Annotated in this window: 8 protein-coding genes and 1 riboswitch; of the genes, 5 read left to right on the top strand and 3 right to left on the bottom strand. The window is 60.1% G+C overall.

Annotated elements, in window-relative coordinates; translation table 11 throughout:
* Positions 1–89 precede the first annotated feature (89 nt).
* A complete protein-coding gene (locus tag AAV94_RS06440) occupies positions 90–10,385 on the bottom strand; it encodes an Ig-like domain-containing protein (RefSeq protein WP_084824788.1) in 10,296 nt (3,431 codons plus the stop codon).
* A gap of 619 nt (positions 10,386–11,004) precedes the next feature.
* Here AAV94_RS06440 and glpK point away from each other — a divergent pair.
* Positions 11,005–12,501 (top strand): glycerol kinase GlpK, encoded by a 1,497-nt coding sequence (gene glpK, locus AAV94_RS06430; protein WP_046741511.1) that lies wholly within the window; start codon positions 11,005–11,007, stop codon positions 12,499–12,501.
* A gap of 28 nt (positions 12,502–12,529) precedes the next feature.
* Here the strand turns inward: glpK and AAV94_RS06425 are convergent, their stop codons facing one another.
* Positions 12,530–13,267: a transporter substrate-binding domain-containing protein gene (locus AAV94_RS06425; protein ID WP_046741510.1), complete on the bottom strand. Its 738-nt coding sequence runs from the start codon at positions 13,265–13,267 to the stop codon at positions 12,530–12,532.
* A 197-nt stretch (positions 13,268–13,464) separates the two neighbouring features.
* Positions 13,465–13,621: riboswitch (yybP-ykoY riboswitch) on the top strand.
* 84 nt (positions 13,622–13,705) lie between these two features.
* Here AAV94_RS06425 and AAV94_RS06420 point away from each other — a divergent pair.
* Complete coding sequence (locus AAV94_RS06420; protein ID WP_046741509.1) at positions 13,706–14,308, top strand: manganese efflux pump MntP; 603 nt, start codon at positions 13,706–13,708, stop codon at positions 14,306–14,308.
* Positions 14,309–14,349: 41 nt separating this feature from the next.
* The gene (gene greB / locus AAV94_RS06415) at positions 14,350–14,913 is read left to right on the top strand and encodes a transcription elongation factor GreB (protein ID WP_046741592.1); all 564 of its coding nucleotides are present in this window, start codon (positions 14,350–14,352) and stop codon (positions 14,911–14,913) included.
* 96 nt (positions 14,914–15,009) lie between these two features.
* On the opposite strand, the gene AAV94_RS06410 is transcribed toward greB, so the two are convergent.
* Positions 15,010–15,465: a CBS domain-containing protein gene (locus AAV94_RS06410; protein WP_046741508.1), complete on the bottom strand. Its 456-nt coding sequence runs from the start codon at positions 15,463–15,465 to the stop codon at positions 15,010–15,012.
* 448 nt (positions 15,466–15,913) lie between these two features.
* On the opposite strand from AAV94_RS06410, the gene AAV94_RS06405 reads away from it, so the two are divergent.
* Both AAV94_RS06405 and pepN read left to right on the top strand, forming a co-directional pair.
* A complete protein-coding gene (locus AAV94_RS06405) occupies positions 15,914–16,159 on the top strand; it encodes a TIGR04438 family Trp-rich protein (RefSeq protein WP_046741507.1) in 246 nt (81 codons plus the stop codon).
* Positions 16,160–16,372: 213 nt separating this feature from the next.
* On the top strand, positions 16,373–19,075 hold the full coding sequence (pepN, locus tag AAV94_RS06400) for an aminopeptidase N (RefSeq protein WP_046741506.1): 2,703 nt from the start codon (positions 16,373–16,375) through the stop codon (positions 19,073–19,075).
* Positions 19,076–19,207: the final 132 nt, after the last annotated feature.

Genomic DNA, 19,207 nt, shown 5'->3' with positions numbered 1-19,207 from the left:
CATGGCGCAATTCCGATACAAACCCCATACGGACCCTCACGATGCCCCGCGCTTGCGCGCGAGGGCATCGTGGTTTTCATAACGGTCGTTTAAGGTTGCAGCAGGTCATCTGCATTCTTGATGTCCGAGTGGACGTGCAGCAGGTACTCCGTAGACTCGATGGTCGCTGCATAGACGATGTAACCGTCGCTCGTAGACCCTTCCGCGGTCCAGCCGCCTGCCAGCGTCACCTCATCCTCGTCGGTACCTTGGATGACCAAGGTGGTGTCCGAACTGTCTCCGAGGATAGCCTTGACCTGCTCCGGGGTTAGATCAGTGATGCTGTTCTCACCGTCCACCGACAGATCCAGCACCTCGATGTTGTCCAGCTTGGCAGCCAGTTCATCACCCGTCAGGCTCTCGCCATAACGCAACTGCACCACGTCCGTGCCGGCACCACCATCAATGGCCTCGCCAGTCCACAGCAGCGTATCGTTGCCACTGGTAGCTACCTGGTTGGAAATGTTCAGGGTGATGGTGTCGCTGACATGCGCCGATTGCGCGGTCGGCGCACCGCTTTCCACCGTCCAGGCTTCCACGCCGATCTGAATGCCGTTGGCATTGCCATCCTGATCCACCAATGCGGACTTGGCCTGCTTGAAGCCCAGGTCGCCCAACTGGTCCTGGGTCAGGCCGGCAATGGTGTAGGTGTCGGTATCAGCATCATAGGACGCCTCCACCAACGTGCTTCCCACGTAGAACGACGCATGCTTGCCCAGCCCGGTCAGCTGCACCGTGGTGGTTTCCTGGCTGGCGTCTTCAACACCGGCAGAGACTTGCGCCGGGTCGTCCATGGCGGCATTGAGGTTCAATGCGATGATCTGTCCCTCGGTGCCCAGCGATGGCGTTGGCGCAATGCGCAGTCCATTGGCCACAGGATTCACCACCAACTCTCCCAATTCGAACGAATCCGTACGCTTGTCGCTCAGTGAACTCTCGCCCGATTCCACCAGCAATTTCAGCCCTGTCACCTCACCACTCCAATAGGTGGGCGGCAGTATTGCGACTTTGTCTGTCGATTCCAAGGGACCATCGGCGAGTACCCAGGTATTGAGGCCACCAGCCCCGCCAGCGTTCAGCGCCAATGTGCCGTTGACATACACAAGAAAGCCTTCTGGCACCCCTGCCAGCATGACGGCATTAATGGCTTCCGAGCCATCGTTGTCTACCAATGCCGTACCGAAAGCAGGCAATTCAATGGCATTAACGAGCGCACGGCTGTCCGGTTCATAGCCTGTTGCCAACTCGCTGCCCGCTACGGGCAATGCTGGATCGACAGTAACACCATTGTTGACGACTTCGATGGTGGCGGTGCCATTGCCCGTCCCCTTGATGGGAGTGGAATCAGGCGCATTGGCCTCCACAGTTTCGACATAGGCCTCGAAACTGACGCTGCCAGGGTGAGCACCATTTGGCAACGTGTACTCCAGCTCTATGGGCGAGCCGACCGATACTGGAGAGACAGCGTAATAGCCGGCGTGCGGTCCCGTTTCAATTAAGGTCAGGGGATCGCTGCTACCGACCAACGTCAATGTCCCGCCAGCATTGTCACCCGAGGCATTGACCTTGACGTACAGAATATCGTCCACCAGCGTGGCATGTTCGCCATCGGCCGGGTTGGTCACAGTGATAGTTACCGGGATCGTGGCACCGGCCGTTGGATTCTCGTCGATTTCGCCGGCCGCCACGGTAACCACTGCCGGGTCGGTCACCGGAGTCACCGGCACCACCAGCTCCGTTTTCGGAATGGTTTCAGAAGCGCTAGTCCCGCCGGCCGAGGCGCTCAGCGTAGCGTTGAAGTTAAGCCCACCAGGCGCATTGTTGTCGTTGCTGTTGGGCGGAGGGGTTATGGTGATGCCTTTGAGGACATTCTCCAACGCCGCATTGGCGGCAGCGCTGTCTGTACCCGCAGCCACCGTAACCACCCTACTCCAGGTCGGCTTGCCATCCACATTGGTCAGGGTCATGCCTGTCACCACGGCGCCCTCAGGCAGGTCAGTCAGCGTAACCGTGAAGGTGTTGGGCTGGTCCGGCGTGACAATCTCGACCTGCGCATCAATGATATGGTCCAACGTGAACGGTGCATCCTCGCTGATGGATTCGCCGTTGTAGCTCCATTCCTCAATCGATGCAGGCAGATATCCCGATGGCTCATCAAAGGTCGTCTTCAATGTCCAGGTGACTTGCTTTTCCTTGCGGTCGGGGTCGTTCAGCTCGTAAGGCACGTTGTCAAGATCACCGTAATCCTTGACCTGCACCTTCATGGTGATCTGCTGCTCCACCCCGTGAGCATCACCGGAAACCAGGAACTTCACCGGAATACCTGCCCCGCTTTCACCAATCGCATCGTCGCGAATGAGCAACCATGACTCGGAGCCAATTCGCTCCGCCCCTTCCACGATCACGCCAGCAGGAACACCTTCAATGATCACGCGCACGACGTGCTCGCTGCCATCCTGGTCCTGCGAATCCACCTGCAGGTTGACCGTGAAGGACTGATCGAATTCGCTCACTGTAACGACGCCATTGTCGTTGGTCACCCCCTGGGCATTCTCGGGATTGATTGCACCAATTTCCAGCGCGATGTCATCGGTCACAGCAGCCGCACGCAGGGAAAACTCCCCCGCCTTTCGCTGGATATCGGCTCCCACCACGGAGGAGACATCCTGTTGACCAAAGTGATCGTCAATCACTTGATAGAGGAAATTGAATTTCCCCAAATCACCGCTCAGATTCTCATAACCTTGGACCTGCAAATCAGCAACCTGATTTTCCTCAATCCTGACATATTCGACACCGTCAATCGTTTCTTTCGGCAAGCTGTCGAGCGTTTCGTCATTCAAGTACAGCGTGTACTTGCCAGTCACGCTGATCTGATCGGCGCGGATCCAGACCGTGCCCAGACGCTCGTCCGTATCGCCATGGTGCTGGATCTGCAGACCCAGCGCACTGCGAACATCTTCCACCAGCTCGGAATTATTGGTCGTGGCAGTCGCGTCAACCGAAGGGCTGACCTTGAAACTGACATCCTGAGACGGCCATGTTTTCGAGTCACCGCCCAGATCACCCTGCTCGGTGCTGACGCCACTGACCTGGAAGGTCACTTCACCGCTGAAATGCGCAGGCGTGAGAATCTTGGCAGTGCCCCACTGACTGCTGGACAGCGACCAGATTCGGTCCGTACCGGTCGCATCGCCACTGATCAGCGTGCCACCCACCAGCGCAAATCCTTCGCCCAGACCAGTCACACGCAAACTCAGCACTTCGGATCCGTCATTACCGTCAGGATTGGCCGTATCGTCAGTCTTGATGGAAGCCACATCCACGAGCTGGCTAAACGCAACACCGGGATTGGCGTCCAGATAGTTTTCGGGGATGACCACGTTGGGCGTCTGATTGTCATCCGTACTCACCGGATAGACATCGAACGTCACCTCGTCGGCCACGGCCACCACATCCACGGTGACGGTACGTATGGCAATGTCTTTCGGATCCGTGGCCACAACACCGCCGTCGACGGACTTCGCTTCAATTTCTAGATCGAAGGTTCCACTCCACTGCGACGGTGGCGTGATACTGACCGGCCCCTTGTTTTCGGCATTGATCAGACCATTGAAATCTTCGATGGTCAATGTGGTCTTGCCGCTCTCTGCCTCGAAGGTCTTGCCATTTCCGTAATGGATCGTCGCCCCCACCGGGATATCCTTGATCACCACTGTGACCGTCTCGGACGGATCCGAACTTGTCGCGGTAATCGACAGAGGAATGGATTCATCTTCCTTACCGTGGACCTTGCCCCTGACGTGCATGGTCGTCTCGTCCGGGACGCCATCGATGACGATGCCGGTCAGCTTTGACATGCCAGATACTTCAACACTGACACCCGCCGCCGGGTTATTGGCAATCGGCACCGTCGGCTCATTCGGCCACTGCGCTGGAATATTCGGATCGTTTTGATCCGGCGAGTCATCGTCGTAATCGACAGTCACCGCCTGCATTTCGATCTCGAACTCACCGGACACGTCAGGTGCTGGCTTGAACTGCAGTGTATCCAGATACATATAGGGTACCCATACAGCGGTTCCCTTGTACTCTTGTGTGATCCAGTCGTTTCCGTTGTGGTAGCGGAACAAGGATCCATCCAAGGTGTCGCCGTGCGGCGGCTGGTAGCGATCCGCGAACTTCGGCGTTAGCGCGGCGAAAATGAATTCGTCAGCATCCTCATTGCTCCAGCCATCCGCCAGGTTCTTGCCACCACTTGTGTTGGCGGCATCGTCGTAACGGGTCCCCAGAGCGAACCATTCGTCTTCCTTGCCTGCTATTCCGGCATAAGTTTCATTGCCGTGCATGGCAAGGTCGGCAGTGCCATCACCATCCGTATCGCCATCGCCTGGAATATCGCCAATCTTCTCGGCCACCGGGGTGACGGTGATCTTGATGTCATGCTCGAAATCTGCTGACAAGGCGCTACCTGACTGGGTATCCGCTGCCGTTTCCGTGGTGGTGACGACGACCTTGAGGTTGCCATCCAGCGAGCTGTGTGCGGGTGGCTGCAAGGTGAATGCCCTCACCTGATCGAGCGTATACGTTTCAGCACTTCCATCGCCGATGATAAAAGTCCTGCCGCCCTCAGGGATGGAGATCGAATTTCCATCGTGGTCACGCAGCACCCATGTGCCGCCTTCCGTTGGCAGGCTAGGAATGCGGATCTGAGTGATGCTTTCGCTACCATCGGTGTCCTTCAAGGACAGGCCGGCAAGGAAGGCGACGGTACTGTCTTCCGGTGTCGCCGCTGGATTAGGCAGATTGACATCATCCGGAATCGCGTACACGCGCAGCTCCAGATCCACACTGACCGATTCAGTGGCCGGATTCGCAGCGGTGGAATCGCTGTCGCGATCCTTGACGTGCAAAGTAATGGTCGCGTTGATCGGGGCGCTGTTGGAATAGTTCGCGGGCGGCTTGATGGTGAACGCCGGGTTGAGGTCGGGCGCATTCACGGTCATGTAGCGAACGGTAGGCATCTCTACTTTGCCAGATGCATCAGCCGTATAACTGTTGCCATTGATATGCACTTCGGTACCCTGCGGCAGGCCGCTGATGGTGTACCAGAACTGCTCACTGCCATCGGCATCGACAAATGCTTCCTTGAGCACCTGCCGCAGATTCAGCGTTGCATCTTCGTTGATTGCTGCGGTGATCTTGGCGTTGGCCCCACCGCTGACGGCATCGGTAACGGTCAGCGTGACCGCCCCTATCGTGGTCGCGTCAGCCGGGGCTTCCAGCGTCAACGTCGGCTTGTCAGTCACCGCACGCACGTCCACGACAACTGTTGCTGTAGCGGTGGCCGGCGGGACAGCCACACCGTCCACTACGGCAATCTTGCCATCATCGTCCACTTCGTAGCTGGTGGCCGTCGCCGTCACCGTGATGTTGTAGTGGCTGTTCGCTGGCGCCTGCAATTGCAAGGCCTCGAACTGCGCTTTGGTCATGGACACGGCACCAGTCGTATCCAGATCAATCGGACGATCCACATCGGACAGCCAGATCTTGATCGGGTCGGCGCCATAAGTGAGGTCAACCGCGGGGCTGGTCCCATCGACAGCAGCGGTCAGTTTGGCGCCGTTTACGCTGTCACCGGTGAGTTTCAGTGTGATCAGCCCCAGACGCTCAGGTGCGTCTCCGGGCAAATTGCTTCCACCCGCAGTGCTACTGGCGTCATTCTGATCGATTGCGTCCGTCACCCGTGGTGCCTTTAAGCCCAAGGAAACGATCTCGTCTTCATTGACCGAGACCGCTGTCAACGTGACGTTGCCCCCCGTGCTCGCACCGTCACCATCCATGTCTGGCGCATCCGCCACCGGGTGCACTGTGATGTTGACAGTCGTGGTGACCTCAGAGCCATCGTCAGCCACCGTCTTGTAGGTAAAGCTGTCCGCCCCACTGTAGTTGGGCTTTGGCGTGTAGGTAATCTGGCCGTTGGAATCTACGCTGACCGTGCCGTAAGCGGGCGCAGTAGTGCCATCGTCACCATTTATCTTGATGTTTGCATTGGTGCCATCGGCCGAAGTGTAGAAACTGACCGAGCTGTCCTCGTTCACCTCCTTGGTGAGTGTGGTAGAGGGCGAATCGTCCTTGACCGTGACGGTGAAGTCGCTCTCCGTCCAATCACCATCGCGGTCGACCACTCGGAACAAGAAGTCGGGAGTCAGATCAGCGCCCTGCGGATTATCCAGTGCCTTGTGCAAGGTGAAGCGATAACCGGCATTGGCTGCAGATGGGTTGGTGATGGAGACAGTGAAGACCTTGTCGGCGTCAGCCCGGCCCGTGCCCTTGTAGGCGGTCAAGGTATGGCCGTTGTCGCTCAATGCATACTGCAAGGCAGTACCACCCGAGGTCAGTTCCTTAGCCAGCAGCTTGCCGATGGTGGTTTCCGTACCGCTACCACCCTCGGTGAATCGGACGTCTCCGGCTCCGTCAGCGCCAAAATTGATTGCAAGTGAGCCGGTCTTGGTCAAGGCATCGCTGTCTGGATCGGTACCATTGCTCAGGTTTTTTTCCTCCACCTCCGCATCTGCGGGGGAATCAATGCTTGGACCCGCATCAGTAAAGACAATCTTGCTACCCAGATCAATGGTCTTGGTGTCGCTGGCCTGATCGCCATCCCCGTCGGTCATGCTGGCAGTACCGGACAGGAACACTTTGCCTGTCGGCAGCTGCAGCGTCTCAGACGGATCGGTGGTGGGATGGTCGATCGGCAAGGACTGCACAAGGGTAACCTTGCCATCGCCATCCACACTCAGCGTGAAAACTGTAGCGGTGCCCGCCTTACCAACTACCTGACCGTTGCTTTCCAAGGACAGCTCGATATTCACGCCACCACTCTTGAGGCCGGAAGCAGTATCTTCTACGACGAGTCCGTAAGTCCAGCGTGGCTCTGTGCCAACGCCGTCCGCCCCATAATCAATCGTCCGCGTAAATGCCCCGGCGAAGTTCGCTTCAGCGGTACTGGTGGCACTACCAATGGTTTCGGCATCTTTGACTGTCAGCGCGCCAATGTTGGAGGCGTCTGCCGTGACGGTAATCTCCGGTTCGTCATCGATGATGGTGATGGTCACGGTGTTGGTCACCTTGTTGCCATTGTCATCGACAGTTTCAAAACTGAAGGTATTGGTTTCGTCCACGCCATCCACATCCTTGGTCGGGGACGTCAAGGTGAACCTGTATTTCCAGGTGCCGGCCTCTTCGAAAACGCTCCAAGCCCCATTGGTCGTGTTGCCACTCAGCGTTCCCGTTGGCACCCAACCTGCACTCAGGCCGGTCAGCTCTGCCGTGATGGTGTGACCATTGCCGGGGTCCGTGCCCGCTGGCAATCCGGCTTCGTCAACCGAGCCGGTCAAGCTCAACCCTTGTCCAGCCACATTAGCCACGTTGATCGTCAGCGTCGCGGTCTTCAGGTCCCCGTCGCCATCCTTCACCGTGTAGGTGAACACATCTTGTGCATCCGCCGTTATCGCGTTCGCTGTAGATTTGTAGGTGTAGCTGCCGTCGGCATTCAATGTCAGAATGCCATAGTCGCCCGTGACGACGACCTGGCCCGATGTCAGGTTCTCGTTTGTCGTTCCACCGCTGCCCTTCACTGCTCCGACGACACCACCACCGCTGGCCCAGCCGTCGGCACCGGATAGGTCGTTCTTGAGTACGCCTTCGGCGGCAGTCACGTTCAGGGTCGCGCCCTCCGTCACGTTGCCCGCGTCGTTAGCTGTCACAGGCACATCGTCAACGATGGTGACTGTCAGGTCGGCACTGTTTGAGCTGCCGCCAATGCCGTCAACCTTCACGGTGACCGAGTCCGTCAGCGTGTTGTTGCCGTCGCCGACCGGGTGCTTCTGCTTTTCTGACAGCGTATAGCTGTAGGTGAAGCTGGCGCTCTTTCCGTCAGACGCCGGGGTAACGTCCTTGATCGTAAAGACACCCTTGTCGGTCTCGATGGTCTTGTTCAGCCAGTCCGCCAAGGCATAGGTTTGGGTATGGGTTTGCGTACCGATGGTCACGCTTGCAACACCATCACTGGCCGTCACATTGAAGCTGCCCGTGGCCGTTTCCTTGTCGGTAGCTGCCTCCGAGCCACCGGAGTCCAAGCCAGACTCGTACACATTGACGTTGTTGCTCGGCACCACCACCGAAGCCGCATCATCCGCACCCTTGATCGTGAAGCTGACATTGGCCGTGGCCGGGTCGCCGTCCTTGTCCGTCAAGGTGTACGGCAGCGTTACGGTGATCGTGTCCGTCGCCGTCAGCGCCTGGGTGGCGGCCTTGCTGTTATCCAGCACGAACGACCAGCTACCGTCCGCATTCTGGCTCAGCACGCCATAGTCGGACAGATCAACCGCGCTACTGCCCTTTTTGGCCACAACCGTGCCCCAGCTCACATAGTTGCTGCTGGCTTGGTCATCGGCCCCGAAGCTGTTGCCGGTGGCAGTGGCAACGTTGCCGTTCAGCGTGGTCTCGACGTCATCCTCGGTCAGCGTGCCGCCGTTCAGATTGGTCGCCACTGGCACGTCGTCAATGATGTTGATCTGGATCGGGCCGCCGCTGACTGTGGATCCGCCTGCATCCTTGATCGCAATCGCGACTTCCTCTATCAGGTTGTCAGGATTGGCGGCCGTGTTCTGGGGGGCACTGGTCAGGGTGTAGGTGTAGTTGATGGTGCCACCGGTGGAAACGCCATTGAAGTCGGTCCCATTGGGCGTGTAGCCGGTGATGGTCAACTTGCCATTTGGCGTGAAGATGTCCACCGGCGTGGTGCTTGCATTCTCCAGTTCAGCCAGGGAAATGAGCCTATTGCCGATGGTGACGGATTCCACGCCGTCCCCGGCAGTGAGGGTGAGGGTGCCGGTCGCGCTGTGCGTGCCGCTGGTATCCTTCAGGCCTTTTTCGTGAACGGTGATGTCGCCCTGCTCGATCAGCGGGTCGCTGGGGCTATCGGTACCGCCATTGGCGTCGTTCGAAACAATGCTCGGAGGCGCATCCGGAGTCACGGTAATCACAAGATTGGCGCTGTCGCTGCCACCTTCACCATCGCTGACGGTGTAGCTGACTGTTGGCACGGTGCCGTTCCAGTTCACTGCCGGGGTGAAGGTGTAGCCGCCGTCGCTGCCCATCTCCAGCACACCTTCCGCCAAGGACGCGGTGGCACTGCCGCCCGCTGGCACGGTATAGGTCGTGCCGCCCACCACGAACTGCGTCACCGTCATGGTGTCGCCATCCGGGTCGGTGTCATTGGTCAGCACGTTGCCGGTGATGACGCTGTCTTCCAAGCCGCTGATCGCGTCATCCGCCCCCACCGGCGCCGGGTTGGTCACTACCCATTCAAAGGTCTGCGTGGCGCTCTCGCCGCTCGGATCGGTGGCCGTCACCACCACGGCGTATGGGCCATCCACGCTGGCCGAGTTGTCGATCGTGCCGCTGATCACGCCCGTCTCCGGGTCGATGCTCAACCCCGGCGGCAGGCCGGTGGCGGTGTAGCGCAATGCATCGCCGTCCACGTCGCGGAAGCCACTTGACACGTCTACGCTGATGCCACTCTGGGCATCTTCGCCATTCAGATCATCAAGCGTGCCGACCGCCTCCGGCGCATCGTTGACGGGCGTCACGTCAATGGTCACTGTACTTGTGGCTGTGCCGCCGTTGCCGTCATCGGCAATGACCGTGAAACTGTCGGGCCCGTTGTAGTCGGGATCTGGCGTGTAGGTATAGCTGCCATCCGGATTGACCACCAACGTGCCATGCGCAGGGTCACTGCCTTTCCGATAGGTCAAAGCATCGCCATCCGCATCACTGCCTACAACCCTGCCCGAGACAAAGGTATCCTCCTCAATGACATGCCTGTAGTCCGGCGCGAGGGGAGCACTGTTGCGATCCCCGCCTCCGCCTGAGGCAACGGCTGCTCCTGCCCCGATCAACCCCAGCACTGGCAACAACCACCCCGCCCAATGGGAGTCGGGAGGAGGCACCACCACCCATGGCTCCGCCAGCTGGATTTCAGCAAAATGGAACTCCGACCAAGGGCTGGTGTACTGGCCCCACCACAACACGCCATCCTGATCCTCCAGGACGATCTCGCTACGTTCCCCGTCATCATTGAGAACGAAGAAGTTGCGAATGACTATGCGATCGCCACTTTTGAGAACCACAACAAGGTTGTCACCAGATCGCTCGAAGCGCTCGACGAGCTCAGGGCCGACGGCGAGCTTAACCACCGAAGCCGCATCAAGTCCAATATTTTCTGTCGCCAACTCAGCGATAGAACGGTCAGACTTGCGTATTACTTGTGCCATTGACATTTAACGGAGCCCCACGTATGAAAATTTGCAATATTTTGCAACAAATCATTTGATTCTAGCGCATACGAAACAGTCTTGCGCGGCGACCTCTTGCCTTGGAGACAATTTTTAACTTCGGGATTCGGGATTCGGTGTTCGATGGCCCCAGTGACCCCGTCACCTCCAGAAGCGCAGCAGTGCAAGTGACCGCTTACCTGTCTTCTCGGAGAGGGGAATCCCGGCTGACGCAAGCTACGCCCATGCATTCGCACTCCAAGCCTTCTACGCATGGCTTCATGGACTTCTAAAGTGGCACCCATCACCATTGCCAGCCAAAGCAGCAAAGCGATCGTTCCGCCTCAAAAAATTTCCCTATGCCTGCCTGAAAGGGCCGCGTAGTTATTTACGCGGTTACCATATATATTCCCGCACATTATTTAAATAATGTGATTTATCTATTCACCATGTCCTCACAATTTGGGAGTCGCATTCGGCGGCGATCCGCACTGCCAGGAGGAGGCGGTCTAGGCGAAGTGGTGTCTGCGCAGCACGTGCGAGGAACATTGTTGTGTTGTAGTTCCGCCATTTGGCCCGGCCTCCGACGCATCTAATCCTTGTCTCGATACGTTCAGGTCTGCCCATGAATACCTACCTTCTCGCCCTCGATCAAGGCACGTCCAGCTCCCGCAGCATCGTGTTCGACGCCAAAAGCCGCATTTGCGCCATGGCGCAGCAGGAGTTGCCGCAGATCTATCCCCGCCCGGGATGGATTGAGCATGATCCCCTGCTGATCTGGCGATCGCAGCTGGCTACCGCGCGGCAGGCACTCAAGAAGGCCGGAATCTCGGCCTCGCAGATTCGCGCCGTGGGTATCACCAACCAACGCGAGACCACGGTGCTGTGGCATCGCAGGACTGGCAAACCGCTGCACCACGCCCTCGTCTGGCAAGACAGACGCGCTGAGCCCGCGTGTGCAGCACTGCGCGACACCCCTGCGGAATCGTTGATTCAGCAGAAGACGGGGTTGCGTGTGGATGCATACTTTTCCGCCACCAAGCTGCAATGGCTGCTGGACAACATTCCCGGTGCGCGCGCGCAGGCTGAACGTGGCGAACTGGCATTTGGTACGGTGGATTCATGGCTGATCTGGAATCTCACGCGTGGTGCCGCACACGTCACCGACGTCAGCAATGCCGCCCGTACCATGCTGTTTGACGTGCGGCGCAATGCCTGGGATGAGGAGCTTCTGGCGCTGTTTTGCATTCCCGCATCGGTGCTTCCCCAGGTGCTACCCTCGGCTGCGCAATTCGGTCAGGTTGACGCGCAATGGCTGGGTGAGGCGCTGCCCATTACCGGTGTCGCAGGGGATCAGCAGGCCGCCTTGTTCGGGCAGGCGTGCTTTGAAGGCGGCATGACCAAGAACACTTATGGCACAGGGTGCTTCATGCTGATGCACACCGGTGGTGACTTCCAGGTCTCTGGCAACGGGCTGGTGACCACAAGTGCCGCCCAGCCGAACGAACAACCGCAGTTTGCGCTGGAGGGCAGCGTCTTCGTTGCCGGCGCCGTAGTGCAGTGGCTGCGCGATGGGCTCAACGCTATCAGCAGCAGCAGCGAGGTCCAGCACCTTGCCGAGACCGTGCCGGACAGCGGTGGCGTGCAGTTCGTGCCCGCCTTCACCGGCCTTGGCGCACCGTACTGGCAACCGGATGCGCGCGGCACCATTACCGGCATCACGCGCGGCACCAGCGTTGCCCACATTGCCCGTGCTGCGCTGGAGAGCATTGCCTACCAGAGCGCAGCCCTTTTGCAGGCGATGCGCCGCGATGCGTCAGCTGCTGGTGCCGTGCCCGTATCACAGCTGCGTGTCGATGGCGGCGCCAGCGTCAATGACCTGCTGATGCAGTTCCAGGCCGATCTGCTGGGAGTTCCCGTGTTGCGTCCGAAGATCGTTGAAACCACCGCCGCGGGTGCAGCCTGGCTAGCAGGTCTGGGCTGCGGGCTCTACAGCGGCACGGATGAGCTGACCAGTCTGTGGCAGGCGGGCCGCCAGTATCTTCCCACCATGCCATCACAGCGCGCAGCAGAGCTGATGCAGGCTTGGGAACATGCGGTGCGGCAGGCCTGCGCGCAGTGACGCTACCGCGCGGACCAGCTCCCTGGCTTTACTCGCCAGCCGGAGCCACTTCCGCGCCTGTGATGCGGTGGCGCTGCAGGGCAGCGTCCACCATGCCGCAGGCCTTCATGTCCTCGACGAATTGCGACAAGAATGCCGCAGCCTCCATGCCACGGTCGCGCCGCAATCCCATGGCCTGCCGGATGACCATGAAACGCCCGGGCAGCAGGCGCAGCCCGCCCAATCGCGCAGCTTCCGCCGCAATCTGAGGTCGCACGCCGGCAGCCGCATCGTGACCATGCTGCAGGAAGTATTCAACCACGGCCGGTGAACTAGGTGCGCGGGCAATGGTTGCCTGCTTGAGCGTGCGACTTAGATACAGGTCATAGGCGCTACCCTGCCCGACCGTGATTGTGATGCCGGCGCGATCCACCTCGTCATTGCTATGCAGCGGTGCATTCTCGCGTACCAGGTAGCTGCCCTCGATCAGGACATAGGGCGGGGTGAATGCGATCTGCTCACCGCGCTTGGGATCGATGGCAAAAAAGCCGAAATCGGCCTGCCCGGCAACCACTGCCTCGACGGACTGCGCGGCGGTCTCCCAGGTCACCAGGTCCAGGGGTAGCCCCAGACGCTCCGCCAGCGCATTCGCGAGATCCACCGACACTCCCACCGCTGCCCCGGTGATCGGATCGCGCCCCGCAAGAACCGCGTTGCCCAGGTTGATGGACGCACGCAGAGTCCCCGTAGGCGCAAAGGTGCGCTTGAGCGATTCGATTACGGACATAGTAAACGGTCTCCTTGCTAAACACCCCGTGGATGATCTTCCCATGCAACGCGCAGTCAGGCAAATGGCCTGCGTTACAAGTAGATCGTAAACAGGTTACTAATGCATGCATACTTTCTACCGCAAAGTATTCACGCAGCAATACCATGGTCTGCACCTTGGACATAGGCGGCATGTCCTTAGAATCGCGGCTTCTCCATTGGGGAGTAGCCTGCCTTGCCCTGTGATCAGCGGTGCAAGGCGCCTGCATCAACATGCTTGGCCCTAGGCCATGGTACAGGCAACCGCCATGCGGTCGGCGAGACCAATGCACGCTTTTGCGCAACGGAGTGCCCCTGTGCAGGCTGCCGGATTCAACCGGCAACGAACTGCATGCCGGGCGTTCCACGGCTGGCCGCAAATGCGTGTGTTGTTCCGCCAGCATGGATCTTGGTTGCAATGAATCCTTTTTCGGTTTTCCTGTTGGGCATGGCCATGTCCACCGATGCGTTTGCCGCGGCCATCGCCAAGGGTACGGCACTCGTCAAGCCTCGTCTGTCTCAGGCACTGGCCATCGGACTAATGTTCGGTACGATCGAAGCGCTCACGCCCGCCATCGGCTGGTGGCTGGGCTCTTTTGCCGCTGCGGCCATTGCGCGTTACGACCATTGGGTCGCGTTTGCCATGCTGGTTGGCCTGGGCATGCACAGCATCATGCAGGCGCGCAGCGATGACGCGCCGAAAGCCGAGACGGCGGGAGATGACGCCTTGCCTGTGCTTCAGTCCGACAATACCCTACGCACCTGGCTGGCCGTGGCGCTGACGGGGCTGGCAACCAGCATTGACGCACTGGCAGTGGGCGTGGGCCTGGCATTTGTCGATGTCTCGATCCTGCAGGTCTGTATCGTCATTGGCCTGTGCACCGGTGCCATGGTGACGCTGGGCATTCTCGCCGGGCATCGCGTAGGCGCACGGTTTGGCCGCAAGGCCGAGATGCTGGGTGGTGTCGTGCTGATGGGCATCGGCGCAATCATTCTTTGTGAGCACATCACGGGCGGATGACGCCCGCGTCAAGACGTTTGCCTCTTTGTATGATCGGGGCCATGAACAAAGCGTTTGTCAAGGAAGATGCCGGTGATGCCGACGATGATCTGGAGCCTGCTGCCGCGGCCATCCCCAAGGGCAGCAAGAACTACATCACGCCGGCTGGCTATGCGCAGTTACAGGCTGAGCTCAAACAGTTGCTGGAGGTCGAACGTCCGAAGATCGTCGAGACCGTGCATTGGGCTGCCAAGAACGGGGACCGCTCGGAAAACGGCGACTACCTCTACGGCAAGAAGCGTCTGCGCGAGATCGATCGGCGCGTGCGCTTTCTCACCAAGCGGCTCGAAATCGCCGAGGTCGTCGACGCCTCCGTGCATTACGGCAGCGACCAGGTGTTCTTCGGCGCAACGGTAGCGTACGAAACCGATGATGGCACGCCCCACCGCATCACCATTGTCGGCATCGACGAGGCGGACAGTCTCAACCACCGCATCAGCTGGATTGCCCCTGTAGCGCGCGCCCTGCTCAAGGCCAGGGTGGATGATGAAGTCACGCTGCACACGCCAGCGGGGCCTCAGCATCTGCTGATTACCAGCGTCGAATACCCCGCTCCGGATCGCTGACGGTCCACCTCCGCTCGCAATGGGGCAAGGCAAACGCCTGCCTTCCCGTATCAACCAGCCCGCTGACGCACCAGCGCCAGCGGCAGGTTCGCCGCCTCAGCCATTGCTCTCGGTTGCGTCATCGGGCCAGTCGCGGATATAGGCTTTGAGCAGCTTGTTTTCCAGGTTCTGACTATCGACCACCGCCTTGGCAACGTCGTAGAAGCTGATGACACCCATCAATACCCGGTTATCGATCACCGGCATGTAGCGGGCATGGCGATCGAGCATCATGCGGCGCACCTCATCCAACGAAGTCTCGCGCGTGCAGCTCATCGGCGCGTCATCCATGTGGGCGCGCACGGTCACATTCTCCAGCTGCGAGCGGTGCTTGACCACGGCCAGAATGACTTCGCGAAACGTCAGAATGCCCACGACCTCGCCATGTTCGACAACCACGAGAGAGCCGATGTCACGCTCGGCCATGGTTTCAATGGCACGCATCAGCGGCTCATCCGCACGGATGGTATAGAGCGTGTTGCCTTTAACTCTGAGGATGTCGGCGACTTTCATGGCAGGTCTCCTTGGTCTGAAATCACGCGCCGCATGCGCCATCACACAGCCAACGCGGGCGCTCCTGAATATAGCCGACAATGCATGCACCCTCTGGTGCGCAGCGCGCCTGTGGTTGGCGTTTTCCCGCGCCAATGGAACATGCCTGCGACGTCTCGCATTTGCGCGAGCGCTGAGAACATGTGCACGCCGACTGCTCGCTACCGCGGCCATCGTCCGGCCGCGCACGCGTGCGCCGACGCGCGCGGCACGGTGTTCAGGGGGAGCGCCAGGGTCAGCAATGCGCCGGGCGTATGACGCAGCATGCATTTGCCCCGCACTGGATCAGTGTAAATATGTAAAATAATGAAACAACGCTTGGCCGCTGGAGCCGCGCAAGCGCTCTGGCTCGGGCATCGGCAACGATGCTACAGCCCCCGCCCTTCGATGGATTCCGGAGACTCTGCCCATGTATCTGCTCGGCCTGTCATTGCTTTTTCTCGCGTTGAAGTATTTCGCCATTGGGCCGATCGCGCAGTGGTCGTGGTGGTGGATTGCCGTGCCATTTGCACTCACTGCCGGCTGGTGGGCATGGGCGGATTGGTCCGGCTACACCAAGCGCAAAGTCGTCGAGCGCGAGAACAGGCGCAAGCAGCAACGCATCCAGCGTGATCGAGCGCGGCTGGGCCTGAAAGTGGACCGCAAGAAGCCCTGAATTCCCGCAGTTGTTGGGCGGCTTGCCGCTCCTTGAGCACGCACGCTACCAGCGTGGCACCGGCTGAACCGTTGTGGCCCCTGCGCGGGCGATGCCATCTGGGATAATCCCCACGTCTGCCGCTTGTGCGGCCTTATTTCTTCTGCCGGGAGCCGTTGCGCGCCCCGGCACCATCACAGGCAGACCACGCCTGCCTCAAGGATTGAATCCGTCATGACCGACAACACGCTGCTTGCTCCTGAAACTGCGGATGCGACCGTGCGCCGTGAAGATTACGCCCCGCCACCGTTCTGGATCGACGACGTCGCGCTGACCTTTGATCTGGATCCCGCCAAGACGCGCGTGCTCAATCGCATGCGTGTGCGTCGCAATCCGGCTGCGCCTGAGCAGCCGTTGCGCCTGGACGGCGAGGATCTGAACCTGGCCCGCGTGCTGGTCAACGGGCAGGGTGCCAGCTTCAAGCTCGAAGACGGTAAGCTGGTTCTCTCCAACCTGCCGGAAGGCCAGGAGCCTTTCGAGCTGGAAATCTTCACCACCTGCCAGCCTGACAAGAACACCCTTCTCTCCGGCCTGTACACCAGCCAGGGCACCTTCTTTACGCAGTGCGAAGCCGAGGGCTTTCGCCGCATCACCTACTTTCTTGACCGCCCGGACGTGATGAGCGTCTACACCGTCACGTTGCGTGCCGACAAGGCCGCATACCCGGTGTTGCTTTCCAACGGCAACCTGATCGAACAGGGGGATCTGGAAGATGGTCGCCACTATGCCAAGTGGCACGACCCGTTTCGCAAGCCCAGCTACCTGTTTGCGCTGGTGGCAGGCAAGCTGGTGGCGCGCTCGCAGAAGATCATCGCGCGCGATGGCAAGGAGCACCTGCTGCAGATCTATGTGCGTCCGGGAGATCTGGAAAAGACCGAGCACGCGCTGCAGTCGCTGATCGCCGCCATCGCATGGGATGAGACGCGCTTTGGTCTGCACCTGGACCTCGAACGCTTCATGATCGTTGCCACCAGCGACTTCAACATGGGCGCGATGGAGAACAAGGGTCTGAACATCTTCAATACCAAGTTCGTGCTGGCTAGCCAGGCTACCGCCACCGATCAGGACTTTGCCAACGTCGAGAGCGTGGTCGGCCACGAATACTTCCACAACTGGACGGGCAACCGCATCACCTGCCGCGACTGGTTCCAGCTCTCCCTCAAGGAAGGGCTGACGGTGTTTCGCGACCAGGAATTCTCGATGGACATGGCCGGCAGCGACAGCGCCCGCGCCGTCAAGCGCATCGAGGACGTGCGGCTGCTGCGCACCGTGCAGTTTGCCGAGGATGCCGGCCCCATGGCCCACCCGGTACGCCCGGACAGCTACAAGGAAATCAACAACTTCTACACCGTCACGATTTACGAAAAAGGCGCGGAAGTCGTGCGCATGATGCACACGCTGGTGGGCGAGGCCGGCTTTCGCAAGGGCATGGACCTGTATTTCGAACGCCATGACGGCCAGGCCGTGACCTGCGATGACTTCGCCCAGGCCATCGCCGACGCCAATCCTGACAGCGAGCTGGCGCGCCTGCTGCCGCAGTTCAAGCGCTGGTACAGCCAGGCCGGCACACCGCGCGTGCAAGCCACCGGTCTGTACGATGAAACGGCCCAGACTTGGACGCTGCGCCTGACACAGACCATTCCGCCCACGCCCGGCCAGGCGGACAAGCAACCCATGGTCATCCCCATCAAGCTGGGCCTGCTGGCGCCGGGCGGCCAGGCCCTGCCGTTGCAACTGCAAGGCGAAACCGAGGCCGCAGCACTGGAGCGCACGCTGGTGCTGACGCAAGCCGAGCAGACCTTCACCTTCGTCAACCTGGCCCAGCCACCCGTGCCCTCGCTGCTGCGCGGCTTCAGCGCCCCCGTGGTGCTCGACCAGCAGCTCGATGGCACCGCGCTGGAAGTGCTGCTCGAACACGACAGTGACCCCTTCAACCGCTGGGAGGCCAGCCAGCAGTGGGCGCAGCGCATCCTGCTGCAGACCCTGCAAGCCGATACCACCGACGCGACGCCTGTGCCCGAGCGCTTCATTGCTGCGCTGCGCAAGGTGCTGCAGGACCCCACGCTCGATGCCGCCTTCAAGAACCTCGTGCTGACGCTGCCCAGCGAGAGCTACCTGGCCGAGCAGTTGGAGTGCGTCGACCCACAGCGCATCCACGCCATCCGCCAGAATCTGCAGGCACAACTCGCACAGGCATTGCAGGATATCTGGCAATTGATCTGGCAAGAGCACAGTGATACCGGCGCCTACCAGCCCGATGCCTTCTCCAGTGGCCGACGCGCACTTGCCGGCAAGGCGCTGGCGATGCTCACGCTGGAGGCCACCCGCACGGGCGATGCCATTTGGCCCGGCAAGGCGTACCAGCGCTGCAAGGATGCAAGCAATATGACCGATCGCTTCAACGCCCTGAGCGCACTGGTGCAAGCGCGGCATCCTCTGGCCGAGCAGGCGCTGGCGCGCTTTCACCAGATGTTCAAAGGCGAGGCGCTGGTGCTGGACAAATGGTTCCAGTTGCAAGCCACAGCGCCCGACTTGGACGGCGACATTCTGCCCAAGGTGCGGCAGCTGATGCAGCACCCTGACTTCACGCTGAAAAACCCTAACCGGGCCCGCAGCCTGATCTTCGGCTACACCAACGCCAATCCGGCCGCATTCCATCGCACAGACGGCGCAGGCTACCAGTTCTGGGCCGACCAGGTCATGGCCCTTGATGCGCTCAATCCCCAGGTCGCCGCGCGCCTGGCCCGCGCACTTGATGCCTGGCGCAAGCTCGCCGAGCCCTACAAGGCCCACGCCGAGGCGGCCCTGCAACGCGTTGCCGCACAGGACAAACTCAGCAAGGATGTGCGCGAAATCATCGAAAAAGCGCTGGCTTAAAGGCGCCACGTGGCGTCGCGCAATTCATTCCGGATCGCATGCCACGCACGGCGGCACTTGCAGTGTCCCGGGCAACAGGCCCGGGAACCAAGTGCTTTTGCCGCCCGAGGGAAGTTACGCCAGCCGCGAGCA

Source organism: Lampropedia cohaerens (assembly GCF_001005215.1).
Taxonomy (GTDB): Bacteria; Pseudomonadota; Gammaproteobacteria; order Burkholderiales; family Burkholderiaceae_C; genus Lampropedia; species Lampropedia cohaerens.
Note: the sequence above shows the minus strand (reverse complement) of the source record. Positions and strands in the feature narration are given on the sequence as shown.